16 protein-coding genes are annotated in these 14369 nt (G+C 53.7%); 13 read left to right on the top strand and 3 right to left on the bottom strand.

From position 1 onward, the window contains the following. Positions 1-364: 364 nt before the first annotated feature. Positions 365-1033, top strand: coding sequence for a hypothetical protein (locus H7995_RS23030; RefSeq protein ID WP_185818942.1), 669 nt, complete (start codon positions 365-367; stop codon positions 1031-1033). Between the two features lie 118 nt (positions 1034-1151). Here the strand turns inward: H7995_RS23030 and H7995_RS23025 are convergent, their stop codons facing one another. Next, complete coding sequence (locus tag H7995_RS23025; protein WP_185818941.1) at positions 1152-3407, bottom strand: autotransporter domain-containing protein; 2256 nt, start codon at positions 3405-3407, stop codon at positions 1152-1154. Positions 3408-3713: 306 nt separating this feature from the next. Here H7995_RS23025 and H7995_RS23020 point away from each other — a divergent pair, with 306 nt between their 5' ends. The 7 genes from H7995_RS23020 to H7995_RS22990 all read left to right on the top strand — a co-directional run bounded on the left by H7995_RS23020 (position 3714) and on the right by H7995_RS22990 (position 7973). Then, positions 3714-4088, top strand: coding sequence for a hypothetical protein (locus H7995_RS23020; protein WP_185818940.1), 375 nt, complete (start codon positions 3714-3716; stop codon positions 4086-4088). Between the two features lie 14 nt (positions 4089-4102). After that, positions 4103-4402 (top strand): hypothetical protein, encoded by a 300-nt coding sequence (locus H7995_RS23015; protein ID WP_185818939.1) that lies wholly within the window; start codon positions 4103-4105, stop codon positions 4400-4402. Between the two features lie 549 nt (positions 4403-4951). Continuing rightward, entirely contained in the window at positions 4952-5608 is a 657-nt protein-coding gene (locus H7995_RS23010) for a hypothetical protein (protein ID WP_185818938.1), read from the top strand. 127 nt (positions 5609-5735) lie between these two features. Further along, a complete protein-coding gene (locus H7995_RS23005) occupies positions 5736-6395 on the top strand; it encodes an N-6 DNA methylase (protein ID WP_185818937.1) in 660 nt (219 codons plus the stop codon). A gap of 26 nt (positions 6396-6421) precedes the next feature. After that, the gene (locus H7995_RS23000) at positions 6422-6913 is read left to right on the top strand and encodes a hypothetical protein (RefSeq protein WP_206684719.1); all 492 of its coding nucleotides are present in this window, start codon (positions 6422-6424) and stop codon (positions 6911-6913) included. 127 nt (positions 6914-7040) lie between these two features. Continuing rightward, positions 7041-7313, top strand: a complete 273-nt coding sequence (locus tag H7995_RS22995) for a hypothetical protein (protein ID WP_185818936.1) — start codon at positions 7041-7043, stop codon at positions 7311-7313. Between the two features lie 144 nt (positions 7314-7457). Beyond that, positions 7458-7973: a hypothetical protein gene (locus H7995_RS22990; RefSeq protein ID WP_185818935.1), complete on the top strand. Its 516-nt coding sequence runs from the start codon at positions 7458-7460 to the stop codon at positions 7971-7973. 50 nt (positions 7974-8023) lie between these two features. Here H7995_RS22990 and H7995_RS22985 read toward each other — a convergent pair whose 3' ends face one another. Next, positions 8024-8275 (bottom strand): bacteriocin immunity protein, encoded by a 252-nt coding sequence (locus H7995_RS22985; RefSeq protein ID WP_185818934.1) that lies wholly within the window; start codon positions 8273-8275, stop codon positions 8024-8026. After that, positions 8272-9606 (bottom strand): S-type pyocin domain-containing protein, encoded by a 1335-nt coding sequence (locus H7995_RS22980; protein WP_185818933.1) that lies wholly within the window; start codon positions 9604-9606, stop codon positions 8272-8274. The genes H7995_RS22985 and H7995_RS22980 overlap by 4 nt, the downstream gene beginning before the upstream one ends. Before the next feature lie 525 nt (positions 9607-10131). Here H7995_RS22980 and H7995_RS22975 point away from each other — a divergent pair. From H7995_RS22975 to H7995_RS22955, 5 genes are all read left to right on the top strand, one after another. Continuing rightward, positions 10132-10716, top strand: a complete 585-nt coding sequence (locus H7995_RS22975; protein ID WP_185818932.1) for an SHOCT domain-containing protein — start codon at positions 10132-10134, stop codon at positions 10714-10716. 8 nt (positions 10717-10724) lie between these two features. Continuing rightward, positions 10725-11372 (top strand): hypothetical protein, encoded by a 648-nt coding sequence (locus tag H7995_RS22970; protein ID WP_185818931.1) that lies wholly within the window; start codon positions 10725-10727, stop codon positions 11370-11372. A 193-nt stretch (positions 11373-11565) separates the two neighbouring features. Continuing rightward, positions 11566-12393 carry a DUF4238 domain-containing protein gene (locus tag H7995_RS22965; RefSeq protein ID WP_185818930.1) on the top strand — a complete coding sequence of 276 codons (828 nt, stop codon included), beginning with the start codon at positions 11566-11568 and terminating at the stop codon, positions 12391-12393. Between the two features lie 355 nt (positions 12394-12748). Further along, entirely contained in the window at positions 12749-13441 is a 693-nt protein-coding gene (locus tag H7995_RS22960; protein ID WP_185818929.1) for a hypothetical protein, read from the top strand. 318 nt (positions 13442-13759) lie between these two features. Beyond that, the gene (locus H7995_RS22955; protein ID WP_185818928.1) at positions 13760-14323 is read left to right on the top strand and encodes a hypothetical protein; all 564 of its coding nucleotides are present in this window, start codon (positions 13760-13762) and stop codon (positions 14321-14323) included. Positions 14324-14369 lie beyond the last annotated feature (46 nt).

Here is a 14369-nt window from a genome sequence, read left to right as displayed (position 1 = left end):
TTGCCCAAACGCCCGGGCTTCCGAAATTTCATTATGGCTGCCTGTTCAACATCACCCAAGTGTTAAGCAAACGCACTTGGAGCCCTCTATGAATACCTTATTTCAACTCGCTTTCTCTGCACGTGCTGATTGGGCGTTAGGTGTCCTCCTGTCTCGGGAAACCGATGGGAGAGCGCCAGCCGAAATGAAATTTCAGGAAGCTCGCGATCGTGCCTGGGCGTACGGGTGGGGCGCTTCTTCTGAGCCATCCCCTTTTTTCTCTGACGTTCCAGATCTGTTGGATGCCTTTCATGCCGGTGCACAAACACTAGCTCTCGATTGCAATCGCTGCTCACTCGAATCTACTAATTAACTGGTGAACAAAATGACTCAACAAGCTACCTCGACCCCAACCGCTGTTCAGCTGTACTACGTGACCCTTCGCTGGCCACAAGACGATAGTGGGTCGTTCTCCCAGCGTGTAAATGCGTCCGACGCCTGGGAAGCATGCATGCTTACCGCCAAATTGATGGCCGAGTCTCGTGAGGAGAAAACCGATGGGACTTATGAGGCCTTCGAGGACCAAGCTGATCGTGAGGCGTGGATTGCCGAGCGAGCTTCTGACTCTATGGAATGTTGCCTGGTAGCTGATTCACTGAAGTCGGATCTCGAAGCGTTGTTTGCTTCTGAGCTGTTTCCGGATGGCGATACGTTTGATATCGACATCGAGGCACTGCGCACGTTGGTAACCGCCAACCGTGAACTGCTTCGTGCAAAACCGTCCATTCCCAAACTGGCCCTGAAGTTCAAAATGGTCGACTCGGGTAATTGCCGCGTCTACTACACCGACCCGAATAAACGGTTGCTTTGCTTCCAACTCGCCAGTCGCAAGACGTTTGAACTGCTGTACTGCACACAGGAAGGTGAGCCTTCGCACACCATCGATCATCTCAACAAGGTCGTTCTCGACTTTCCGCAGAGTGAGCCAGGCATTGCAGCTGATTTCATCGAATGGTGGGAACTGGTGAACAAACCTGCGCCGACCGTAAACTAACGTTTCACCCAAGCCACTGCATGTCAGTGGCTTTTTTATGTCCGCAGTTTTTGAAATCTATTTTGGATGGATAAAAAAACGCCCCGCAATTGCGGAGCGTTTTGTCATCCAGCGAGGGTCAGAAGCCCACAGAGAATGACACTGTCGCTACATCGCTTGCCACAGCCTTATCACTGTTGAAGCGGTGCCCGTAGGACACACCAACACGTGACGCCTTCACCGGGCCCGCCAACTGCACGCCCAGCCCAACTTCGTCCCAGCGCTCAGTCGTGTCTTGCTTCAGGTCGAAGGTCGAAACGCCCAGCACTTCACCGCTCAGATCATCGTTCGAGTTGTTCAGGCGCTCGACGTGTTTGAGGTTGGCCGACAGGATTGCCTTGTTCCCCAGGTTCAGGCTACCGGTTACGCCAGCAGTACCGTAGACGTTGTTTTGAGTACGGCTGTCGAATTGGACCGGGTATGGGCCACTGGTTTCGGTATACCCGTCCAGCTTGGTGTCCAGGTAATCGAGACCGACATACGGCATTACCGCGATGTTGTCTTTAACGATGAACACATAGCCGGCCTGACCCGATACGGCGCGTTGGCTGATGTCGGATTTACCCTTCGATGCCGAGGTGCCAGCACCGGTCAGGTAGGAGCGTTTGATAGTTGCGTCTCCCTCGGAGATTGCGACGGCGCCTCGAGCGAAGACACCTTGCTTCAGACGGTTGCCGTATTCGACGAAGGCACCGACGGTATTGGTGTCACCTTCTACGCGGTCATCGTGGATTTTCAACGACGAACTCGGGCCTTGGTAGCCGATGCCCGCGACGAGATCCGGCGTAATGCGGTAGGCGATAGTGAGGCCGCCGTAAGTGTTGTCACCCTGTACGGTGCCATTGTGGTGGGTCATTTGGGCGCTGACATTGACGCAGATGCCTTTGGTGTCGAATGTCGTGCAGTTCAGTTGATCTTGAACGAAGCCCTGCAATTGGTTTTGCATGGCTTCGGCGTACAGGCTGGCATTGTTCAGCGAGTCGCCGAGGTCATACAGGCCGATGACGCCAGTCGGTGGTACTGGGTAAGCAGTGTCGGTGTCGCTACCGCCGGGTGTCGGGGTGCCAGAACCACCAGTGGTGCCACCGCCGGTGCCCGAAGTCGGTGGGGTGGAGCTGCCCGAACCAGATGTCGGTGGAGTGGTACCGCCGGAACCCGATGGCGGTGGAGTAACGACTGGTGGGGTAACAACAGGCGGAGTCACGACCGGAGCCGGTACTGAAATTGGACCGTAAGAGCGCGCCACGAAAGGTTGGTCGCGGCCGTTCAGGGTGCCCATGCCGAACACGGTATTGCCGTCAGCCGAAACTGCGGTGGCAGTGTCAAGGGAGTTACCGGGCAGCAGGGCATAGGACGGGTCATTGTCTTGCAGCCATTGCACCAGCGACTGCATGCCAGTTTCTGCTGTCCAGCGGAAACCGGTAAATACGCTGCCGGTGGTGTCTGCAACGCCAACTACCACTGCTCCATTTGAAGAAATGCCGTTGGCGGCAGAGAGGGTACCGTCGGTGAGCATCCCCAGCCCCTTTATGCCGGAAGCTTGGGACCAGATGAAAGCTTCGGTAGCAGAATCCGACGAATCGCCAAAGCCGACGATATAGGTGCCGTCTGCGCTTGCTGCTTTGGCGCGGGAGCTGATGCCGCCGACCAGAGTGCCCAAACTTTCGGCACTGGCACCATTAATCCAGCGGGTTGCCATGTCGCCGCCCATGTTGCCGTTTTCTGCATAACCGACGACCACATGACCGTCGGCGGAGACACCCAAGGCAAAGCTGTAGGTACCGTCGCTCAGATAGCCCAGGTTGGTGAGATTGCCGGCGGAGTTCCAGGTTACCGCGGTGAAGTTACCCGTCAGACCATCATTTGCATAACCGGCAATCACGCTGCCGTCTCCCGAAACCCCGAGGGCCTCAGAGGTGAAGCCGTTGTTGAGCAGTTCCATCGCATGAATGCCGGTGCTGTTCCAACTAACAGCAATATCTTTACCGCTCACGCTATCCAGCGAGCTGCCCACGATGACACTGCCATCATTCGACGCCGCATTGGCTGTCGCTTCGTTGCCGAGGCTTGCCAGGTATTGCTTGCCGCCCAGCAGCGTCCATTGGAAAGCACTGGTGATGCCGGTAGAGCTGTTGGTCTGGCCACCTACAAGCATCTCACCGTCGCCCGATCCACCCAAGCGGCTGTTGTAGCCATTGATCGAGGTACCCAGGGTAGGAGCGAAGACATCAATGCCATAGGACGCAGCTTGTGCGGAAGGGGTGCTCAGGCCCAAACCGATGGCGGCGACCAGCAGGGAGAGGCGAGGGTTGAAGCGATTGTTCTTGTCGTGCATGGAGTAATTCGTCCTGGGATTTTGGGGGCGTTCCGAAAAAAACTCGATAACATGAATTTATAATACTGGCAGATTTGATATCAAATCAATGGTATTTTTAAATTCGACCAGCCACAACCAAAAATCCCAATAAAATCAGGTAAATGAAACGGTTTTTAACGTGGGGTGACAGCCGCGGTTTTCGCTTTTTTACGCCTCGGTCTTCGAAGGACTGAAGATTCTGTCAGTATCGAATATGCAACCCTGTTCAGCATCACCAGGCTCAAGGCCACCGCAAGTGACCGCTACCCCCTGAGGAGAACAAACATGCTGAACGTCCCAAAAGCGCTGCTGGAAACTCGTGTCAAAAAAGAAACGCTGCATCGTTCTGGTAAGCGTCTGTTGTTGGAAATCGCCGGGGCTCTCAAGCTGTCGCCTGAGGCCTATGAGATTCGTTCCAACAAGGGCGGTAACGGGGTGATGGGCGAGGTGACACTTCATTCGGAACAGCTGTACTTGATGGTTCACGTCATGACCGGTGAGTTGCGGGTGATGTACCGAACCTGCAATGGCCGAAAAGACTACTGCGGGGGGATGAACCACTACGTGGGACTCCCCGAGCTGGCCAGCCCTACTGCCAGCGAACGCTTCATCGCAAAACTGAAGCAGATGACCAGTCTGGGCATCCGTGAAGCCGCTTGATCAAGGAGTTCGATATGTCGGAGAACCTGGTGCTGTTTCCAGAGGCTTTCGCGCAACGCATCAGCAAGATCATCGGCTACGAACCACCTACCGGCGGCAACAAAGCCAATGGCTGGTTTGGTGGCTATGGCTGTCGCTGGTGTGCGGCCTCTAAAGCGTGGTTCACGGTTGTGCCATTCGATCAGCCGCAAGTGGCTGAGAAAGTGGCCCAGATGTTTCGTGATGCCGCAGTGTCCGATGTGACAATCACCAACGAGGGTGGCATCTCTCAAGAAGATGATGGAAAGGGCCTGCAAGTATCAGCCTACGTTTGACCAACGCTGCACCAACCGCTCTTTCGAGGGCGGTTTTTTTCGCCTTCACTTTGCTCGCCCCTGTGAACCATCACCGTTAGCAATGACAACCTTCTAGGAGAATGACGACATGACGTACACAGACACGATTGCTGCCTATCGGGCTCTTCTGGCTGGGAAACCCGGGCAAGCTTTACTGATTGGCCAGGACATGGCTTGCAGGCTTCAAGATGGGCACCTTGTTGGCGTATACCTCGACAAATCTGGCCAGGTAGAGAACGGGAGCGAGTTTGACTTTGACGTCAGCGCGTTTGATACCTCTCGCGGCTGCTGGGATTGCGATGACTCGACTTCGGCGATGATGGCGTGGATCACGTCACCAAAATTCGTGGCGTGCAGCGCTTAGTGAGATCGAGGCGCCCCCGTGGGATGGTTGCGCTCAACTCAGTCCAAAACTGCAACTGATAAATGATGCACCCAGCCGTTCTCTTTCACAGAGGGCGGCTTTTTTTCTTGTGGGGCCGTGTTGACCATCTCCATTTTGAAATGACAACGAACTGGAGCTTCGCAATGCAAAACAACGATCAAACCTTGTCCTCAAACACTTCTGACGCCGCCAAAGAGCTGAACGCTACTCCAATGGTTCTGACGGATGCAGCGGGTGAACATGTGCCTGCACCTTACGATTCGGCATTGCTGGCTTTCATTCACGAAGGAACGGAAATCCGCAATCCTTACGTTTCGCCAGATGGCCACACGCTGGTAAACCCTGTCTCGGCTTATGGGTTCGTGGAATATCACACCGGTGGCGGGTGCATGGCCCTGATGCGTCCTCATACCGAAGGTCGCGTCTTGTACCTCACGCAGGATGGGATCTACATTGCTGATCCACAGGATTGGCGCGAGTGCGTGATCTCCGTATGCGATGCCGAAGGCAACGATCTCGCCTACTGCGACCTCGCAGCTGTCCCGTCGTCCAATGAAGCTGGCCACCAAAACGCGTGCGAAAACCCTTTCTGCCCTGAAGAGCTCAAACTCGAGTCTCCCGAGGCTTTGAAGGAACGGTACCGCGTGTGGGTGCAAGAGAACCTGGCAAATGATGAGCTGGAGTTTGACGAGAATGCTTCCGTATCTCTGTGCGAGAGCGGGGCATTTGTTCAAGCCAGGATCTGGGTGCCATTTAGCAGTTTGCCTACCCCACCAGACAACGCCGACGAAGGCGTTTAACCCCCCCCCAGCCGCCCTCATTCTTGAGGGCGGCTTTTTTCTGCCTGCTTGTAAACGCGCCAAGGTCGATTGCGGGCTCATGTGAACCATCACTGGCCATACGTTCAATCACTCAAGGGTGCGCTTCATGGCTAACAAGCTATCTCAAAATGTTCCGTCCTATGCGAAACCGCTAGTCGACGCGCTCGGTGATGGATGCCGGTACTCGCCAGCAGAAATGTTTCGTTATTTCCTCAGCGCGGTGATGGAGGTTTGGGGATTTCAGCCCTGGTACCCAACTCCCGTTGAGGCTAGAGAACGGGTGATCAACGCAATTGCTTGCTATGACGACATGGTGGCCAAGGAGGAGCCTTTCAAAGACATCCTTGGGGCGGTTTACGCCGAGCTCAGCAGCAAAGGTGGCAAACAGCTTTTGGGGCAGTTTTTCACGCCCTGGAACATTGCAGTAATGATGGCCAACTTTGATCCTGAGCCGGTATCAATGGCTCAAGGACGAAAGGTGCTTTCCGATCCTGCGTGTGGCAGTGGGGTAATGCTGCTGGCCAGGGCTAATCAAATTCTTGAAAACCATGGTCCAGAAGAGCTATTCCGGTGGAAGTTTTACGGCTGCGATCTGGACGCTATATGCGCACGGATGACAGCCATACAGCTCGCCGCCAACTGTGCAGTGCACAGAGTTGAAATAGGAGAAATCCTGATCGTTCAAGGCAACACCCTCGCAAGCTCCAAAAACAAACAGGTGATCCTGCACGCCAGTTCCCCCCGGCGTCTGGCTTTGGCTTCATAATTCCAACTCTGAAACGAGAGAACCTCATGAAAATCCGCAATGTATTGGTAGTGCTGATGGGGCTTTGTGGTTTTTTACCGCTGATTGGTCAGGCTTCTGAAGCCACCGATGCAGTGATGGAAGTAGCCGCTACCCGGATGTCAACGGTTGTACGTGTCAACGGGCAAAACGTTCCTGTGATTTACGTGGGGCAGGTTGATGGCTGTGATTCTGTTGCAATTGAACATGCTTCTGAGCGGTACGAGCATTTTCGGGTTTGCAACCACCAGGTCATTCCGCGCAATACTGTGTCGCCCAGTTGGTCTGAAGAAGACGGCGGCCGTGCTGTGCTCGCCGCGGTCGTTGGCAACTCGATCTTGTTCGGTGAAGCAAGTCAGACTGACTCTAACGGCTATCTCATCGCTGCCCGCACCCTGGGTAGCTTGAGTTCCAATTGCAGAAATGTAGAAGTGATCATCAGCTTCGACGGTGACCTGGTCGACAGGACACTGAGAAGCGTCTGTGACGATCGAAGATAACGCATCCCCAGCCCCACCACATCGGTGGGGTTTTTTTTTGAGTAATTTCAACTATGCGTTCGTGTGAAGCATTCCTTTGCACAAGGCCTGCTGCCGAATATCCAACCATTCATTGAAGGAAAACGGAATGTATCAGTTGATCACTGGTGACTGGCGTCACACTTTTGTATGGGAAAAAAACGAGCGTCTGACTCGTTTTGTTATTGATGCAGATTCACAATTTGTAGTGGCCATGCAGGTCCAGCGAAGCGAAGCTTCCGAATCATTCAGGGAAGCAACCCGGGAAGAGATGAAGGACTTGCAAAACTCACTCGTTAATGCAAAAGGCGAGATCTTCGAGCGACCAAGTGATTTTAGTCTCACCGAGTGCGAGGAGCTTCCTTCTTGGGCCCTCGTGTGAAGATCAAACACCATCAACGCTTCATCAAACCCGCCACCTGGCGGGTTTTTTTTTATGGGTCGAAATGCTCCCTACACATCCATGTGCGGCATCACCTCCTACCAGGCCTTCGCAACGTCTGGCCCAACTTTCAGGAGAGTCACGATGCAAACCGAAATCAAAACATTTGTAAGCCAACAAGAAGTGCAGGACGGTTTCGATCAGGCAAAGCTTCCGATTGATCGCGATTCCATTCGCTCTCGCCGGCTACTGCGCATGATTGAACTGGTCGAGGTCCTCAGAACACCTGATAACCAACGGACCATGTGGCAGCTGCTGCTGGACGCAGGGGCTAACCCGGACTACATCCTCATGCGCGACTGTGACGATGATGTTCAAAATGGCCGCCGTCCGGCGATTCAGGTTCGGGTCAATACCTGCAAACACCGCGGTTTTGTGGTGCTCGGTTACGATGCTGACGATCGTGGCTTCAAACTGCTTTTGCAGGATGAAGGTACGTCGATTGCTCGCGTTACCGTCGAAAAGGTCAATGTTCGCAAGTTGGCCGAAGTCCTCGAGGATCTCGTTGACGACGGTACTCGCCGTTTGCCTCAAGCCTCAACCAACAGCGCGGTGCCTTCCAACGCTGCCATTCAGGGCGACTATCTGCTTCGTCCTTAAAACGTTACACCTGAGCCCACTCATTGAGTGGGCTTTTTTTATCGGCGCGGTTACTCGACTTTAAACCCCGGCAAACCCTGAGCCGCACGCCATTCCTTGACTGTTTGGGTGATACCTTCGGCTGAATCATCCGCCTCATCTTCCGGGTAGAAGATCAGGTCAGAACCATCAGGGTGCTCGCTCACCTCTTCAAAGTGGAACACCAGCTTATCCACTTCTGGCTCCGTGCCGTCGTGGCTTTTGATGCGCTGAAGCAGGGCGACGAATTCGCTTTCTGTGTACTCACTGAATGTATTGTTCATAATTTCTGCCGGTCTTCCTTGTGAATTTCAGCGTGACGTTTTGGCGTGGCTACGGAGAGGTTATCAACATCGTAAACGGCGCCGCCATGTTGAATGTGCTCAATGTGGTGGATCTCGTAGCGACCATTCCCGCCGTTGCGTTCTGCTTTCGGCGCGAACGGAGAATTGCCTTTTGCTAGCCAGTCTTGGTTGGTGGGTTTGAACTGGCTGAGTAGTTCAGGATCGTTGCCTACGGCAGTCCAGAGTGCAGCCCGGAAATCGTCGAAGCTCTTAAACTTTTGCCCCCGCAACTGATCGGCAATCCTCGTTGGTATTGGTGCACCAAGTCCTGTGCCAGCGCCAGCAAGCCAGATGCCGGAAACGTCTTGACCCTGCCCCGTGACAGCGCCGGATTCATGACGGGCGCTGACAACAATGTACAACGGCTGCACGCCAGAGCCAGCTGGGAACACCAGGATATAGTCGTTATAGGCGTCCGGGTAAATCGGGCTGACAATGATGTTGTCAGCCTGTTCGGTGGGTGGATAAATCCAAATCTGAGGCGCTTGGGGTGCACCCTCTAACGGTGGAATCCCCGAGATGCTCGACGGGTCTACGGCCGGCGTCCATATAAGCGTTACGCCGTTGCCAAAGTCGGCCACTTGCTTGGAGCCTTGAGCAACGAACTGCACTACAGGAATCATTTCCCATTCGCTGCGCTTCTGGGTGTTATACCCGTAGCCCTTCAAGGTGCCATCGGCCTGCTGTTCAATGTGCAGGCGGACACGCGTTCGGGCTTGCTTGAGTGACTGGAGCTGTTCCTCCGTGTATAGGCTGCTATCGCCCAAGCTCGAAGACCACAGCAACATAGCCAATCCGCCTAGAGCTCCAGCAGCAACACCAGCAGTAACAACCCCAGCACTGCCCGCAGCGCTCGAACCCGTCCCAGCGGCAACAGCTGTTCCAGCGGTGCAGAGGCCACCACAGGACACACTAGCAGCAGTAGCAGTTCCGCCTAATAGAAGTGTTCCCAGTGCAGTCGGTACGGCGCTCCCACCGATCTTTTTGAGGGGAATATTCCCGTCTGCGTCTGTCTCACGACCACCAAGAATGGCGAACTCGCCGTAGTTGGCCACTTTCTCAACAGGGATAAACCCGACGGGTTTCTTGTAATCGATTACACCATCAGCGAGGTCACAGCTCTTTGCGAACACACAACCCACGGTGTTGGGCTTTGCATCTTCCTTCGATGGGAGGTCTTTGTATTCCGCCCAACGTTGGGCGTGGATATCAACAGGTTCAACGCCGCTATTGCGGTAGCCCTTCGGCGGGTTGGGTACGTATCCGCTCATTTGAGCTTCCTTTTCATCCTTGGGGAATCCAGCTTACAGCTGGGGCAGAATGACGTTACTTGGAAGCATTGGCGCAAGCTGTAGGACAAATCCTAAATCTCATGCTCCGCTTTCCTTTCCATGTCATAGCTGGGGCAGGATAACCGCTCTTTTGCCAAGTGTTGAATGGTGGCGATGGGCCGTTGGCCGGTGAGATTAGAAATCTCACAGCCAACCGATGCCCTAATTGCCGGCGAGAGGTGCAATTTGCGTAATTGCATGGACTTGATCACCCATTTGCATTGTCACTGACCAGTCAATTGCATTCGTGCTGACCAACCGTTTGCATTCGACTTGACCAGCACACGCGGTAGTGACGACCGGCAGAGAACGGCCACAAGCAGTCGGTGGACAGACTAACGGTAAGTAGGTAGCGTCGGGCTGCTGCGTTGAATCTTCAATTAGGCGTCAATCTGCGAAACGGCGCTGCCTCTGCCAGAGATCCAGCTCCATTAATCTATGAATGAATCAACTTGGAGAACATTGATGGAGTTCCTGTTTCTGATTATTTGGGGATTGCTTGCTTGGGGTGTTTCTGCTCTCGCCATTTCTCGCGGCCGAAGCGGAGTCGGTTTTTTTCTGTTGTCGTTTCTATTTTCTCCATTGCTTGGACTGGTTGTCGCCCTAGTCATGAGGGATCTTGTGGACGAAAACGCAAAAGCAAACGCACGGAACAGGCAGGAGGAAAGTCGCGAGCGACTTCGCAGGGAAGAGCATGAGCGGCAGCTAGAGTCAATCAAAGCGATTGCCGCACCGCAAAAAGCAGATATGTCGCGCCCACAAGCGTCGACCGCTACTTCCGCCTTGGTTGCAGATGAAATCCGCAAACTTGGAGCGCTACGTGCCGAGGGGCTCTTAACTGATGCTGAATTTCAAACGCAGAAGTCAGTCCTACTCGCATCACCAAGTTCGATACAAACCGGTGCCCCAGAAACTGCTGAGACCTCTGAAACAAAGGAGACAGCACCGCCACTCGATCAAAATGGCGTTTGCCCAAACTGCTTCTTGATGATTCCGCTTCTCAGTAAAGAATGCCCACGATGCAATGCCCGCCCCTTAACCAAGCGATAGGCCGACAGATGCAGTTCGGAATACTGGCTGGAAACGACTACATCAACAAGAGAATCTACAAGCTCCTCAGCGAGATTCATCCAGCCGACGTTGCGTCCTTTGTGCGCAAATTTCTATCAGAGTCTGATGAGCAATGCTTTCACACTTATCGAGAACTGATTTTAGGATCTCATCTTAGAAGCCAAGGCTCGAATTGGCGTTATGAGCAAAAAATCGGTAGACAGACACCCGACTGGGTCGTACGGGATTCCGATGATCAAGTTATCGAAATCGTGGACGTATATACGCTACATCAGCGCCGAGAAACCGACGTACAAATTTCCAAAGGGCTTTCATTTCGTGGCTCATGGGCGGGCTGGGTAACGATCCCACCAAACCATCTGTTCTCCAAGATTCAGCAGAAAGTGAATGCCTACACCAAGCTCATCGAGAAATTAGGCGTGCCTTATGTCGTCGCTGTTTTTGGTGAATTCACAGCTTCTGTTGAGCCCGAGGAAGTTCATCACGTTGTCAACGAGTTACACGGGGGCGTCTTCCATGAGACTCCCACCCTGGCCGGAGTCATTTTCTTTCGTGAACGCTCGGGAGACTACGAATTCTCATATTTTGCCAACCCAAGAGCCGCTCACTCATCTCAGCTGGCCCTACAAGGGTGAAAACAGTTGGATATCATCAGCGGCCTAACAAACGTTTCAAGGTCGTTCGCCTCGCTCACCCATGAGGGTTAAAGCCCGCCCCGAAGCTGATGATGCATTTGAATGGCTGCCTTGGGTCGGTTAGAACCCTTCGCGAGAGGCAAAAATCGGCCAGGAGCGGTCTCTCAAGAAAGCGCCACATCGCGGAGGCATAATGACCGAACCGAAAAAACACCACTTTTCGCCCGTCTTCTACTTGAAGGGTTGGTGCGACAGCACGACCGGCCAGTTGATCGCATATTCGCGTTCACACAAGAGCGTGATCGCCAAACCCGTCTATCCGAAGGCAACCGGGTATGAGCATTTCCTTTATACGATGGAGGGGCTCCCCGACGATCGGAAGCAAATTATCGAAAAGGATTATATGGCCTCGACGGTGGACGATCCTGCGGCGAAAGCGCTCAAGGTGCTGCTGGACACCGGTACTAGCGGGCTGACCGCGGAGCAGCGGGGAGACTGGACGCGATTCATGATTGCGAGTCTGCATCGCCGGCCGGCGGCGGTCGCCGAGATCGGCGAGACCTTCAAGAGCACGCTCCGAAAAGACCTACTTGCGGACTCGCAAAACGAGTCTGACAAGCAAGAGCTTCACCCGTACCTGATCGACGATGCCTCGAAGGTGATGGTCGTCAGGGTGATCGAGAACGACGGCATCGGCAACATCATCATCAACATGCAGTGGTCAGTGCTCGACATGTCGGCGAGTCAGCACGAGTTGCTGACCGGTGACATGCCGCATCTGCGGTACTACGGTCTGAAAGACCCCCGATGCACGATTCTGTTTCCGCTGACGCCGACAAAGTTGTTCATCGCGACGCATGATCGAAAAGCCGAACACAACATCAATAGCCGGAACAAGACCGAGGTAGTGAAGTCGGTCAATGATGAGGTGGCCAGGCTCGCCGAGCGCTTCGTTTTCGGGAGAACCGCGGTCCATCGTAAATTCGTTGACAACCGGCTAGGGCGGACATCGTCCCGTTGACGTGCGGGCCTAAGGCCGGCTCCGCGCCGGTTACCTCTACGTTCAGAACGACGGCTTTCAAAATCTGGCTACGGCAACTCAGGGTCGTGCGCGCCCGGTCGCCGAGGGGAGGATACAGGCCCTTGGCGTTTCGGGTCGGGGCTACGCCGGTCGGCATCCGTCGGGGTGCAGATTCCGCCGTGCTGGGCTACGAGCCGACAGACCAGTGGCAAATAGGTGATGTACTGCTAGCCTCTTTACCGTAATCGGGCTTGCCTGCACCCCAATCACGTTTCCCGTCGATAGATGGGTTAAGGGCTGACAGGACGACAAGGAACGTTATACGACAGTAATGTCGCCCAATAGGCGCTATGACATGCCCGGATTTAATGATCTGATTGAAGAGATAGAAAAGAAACATCCAAATGACTGGTGGATAAAGAGTAGGCGTGAAACAGAGTCTTTGTTTCCTGACTCCTTTCCTCAGGTGCATGTCTACGAAAATGCACTCCGCATACTGGATTCAGATTCTTGGTTGGTCCTTTCTGAAAAAGCACAGAAGGTATTCCCTGGGTCACGAGAACTTCGTGGAAAGCATCAGTTTTTTGATCTACTGAATGAAGCATTGGCATACGAGTACCTTGTTTCGCAGGAGCTATGCAATATTCGCTTGTTGCGAACCGTGAAAAATCAAAAGTCCCCGGATATTTCGTACGAAGCTAATGGTGTGCCGTGCTACTGCGAAGTGAAAACCATCAATGTGTCTCAGGATGAAATAGATAAAATGGTTGCCGGAGAGTCATTTGATTGCTCCATTTACTATGAATTAACCCCCCAGTTCCTTAATAAGTTTGACTTAACCATTCAGGCTGCGGTGGCGCAGATTAAGTCTCTTGCACCGTCTGGCTTGGTGTACGTAATAGTCCACTTTGATGATTTTACGCTGGACCACTACGAGACATATCAGCGCCAGATATCCGAATTGTTGGCGTGTAGCTTTCCAGCGCTTGAAGTAATTGTTCGCGTCGGTGTTCTAGGAACGCATTACATTCGGCATGGCGCCTGCTAAAACTTTACGGTCATGTCGGCAAAGGGTCGTGTGCTGCGCCGGCTATCCCCGCCTTGATTAGCAGGAACTCTTCGAGCCGTACTCCTTCAATACTCATCTCGATCCCCCACTGTGCAGTGTTCCTAGCTCGATGCTAGCCTCTCTGAGGGGCTTGAGCGAGTGCATCCCTAGTCTGTGTTGACAGAAGTCAGGCTGGACGCCAACCGCACTCATACTTTCCATGATCGTCTCTCGAACCAGCACGCGTGGTGACTCCCAGCGTGACAAGTCACCCTATTCACCACCAGCTCCACGAACAACGGAAAAAAGGATTAGGCCATGTCATTGTTTGGACGCTTTTTAAAGGGCAAGTCGGAATCGGGAGCCACGGCAGAGCAGCCACCGCAAGCGTCTAAGTCCAGCATCCCGGTGGTGAAGGGGGATTTCTCTCGGGTTACAGAGGCAGTCAAGGCTGACTTATGGCAAGCCATCGTCCAGACCGAGGACATCCCAGCCGAATCGGCAGAATTCGTTTATGAAGTTGCCCTGCGCACAGCAGTGAGTGGCAACCTTTATGAAATGGCTGAGGCGTTGAAGAGTTTGGGGATACAGAAGCAGCGGGCGACAGACCTTTGTAGGTGGTTGCCGAGAAGAGCCAAGTCACTGATATCTCGCGACGAGCGAATCAAGCTTGGGCTTACGGAAGCCATCTGGGTCTATTCAGGGGCGCCATGCATGGCTAACCCGAGTGACGGAGAGTCCAAAAGCCGAGATGAAGCCCATCGCCTTGCTAACGGACAGAAATTTAATATTGCTGATGGGCTCGCCCTGAACGGAAAGAACACCTGGCCAGGCTACGAACAGGACTGTAAATGCTCATCGAAGTCTGTGCTTCCTTTCTGAGTACGGAAAAATCATCTGTGCATTAACGTTCAATCTTAAGGTGAAT

The sequence above is a fragment of the Pseudomonas kielensis genome (genome assembly GCF_014236655.1).
GTDB lineage: Bacteria > Pseudomonadota > Gammaproteobacteria > Pseudomonadales > Pseudomonadaceae > Aquipseudomonas > Aquipseudomonas kielensis.
Note: the sequence above shows the minus strand (reverse complement) of the source record. Positions and strands in the feature narration are given on the sequence as shown.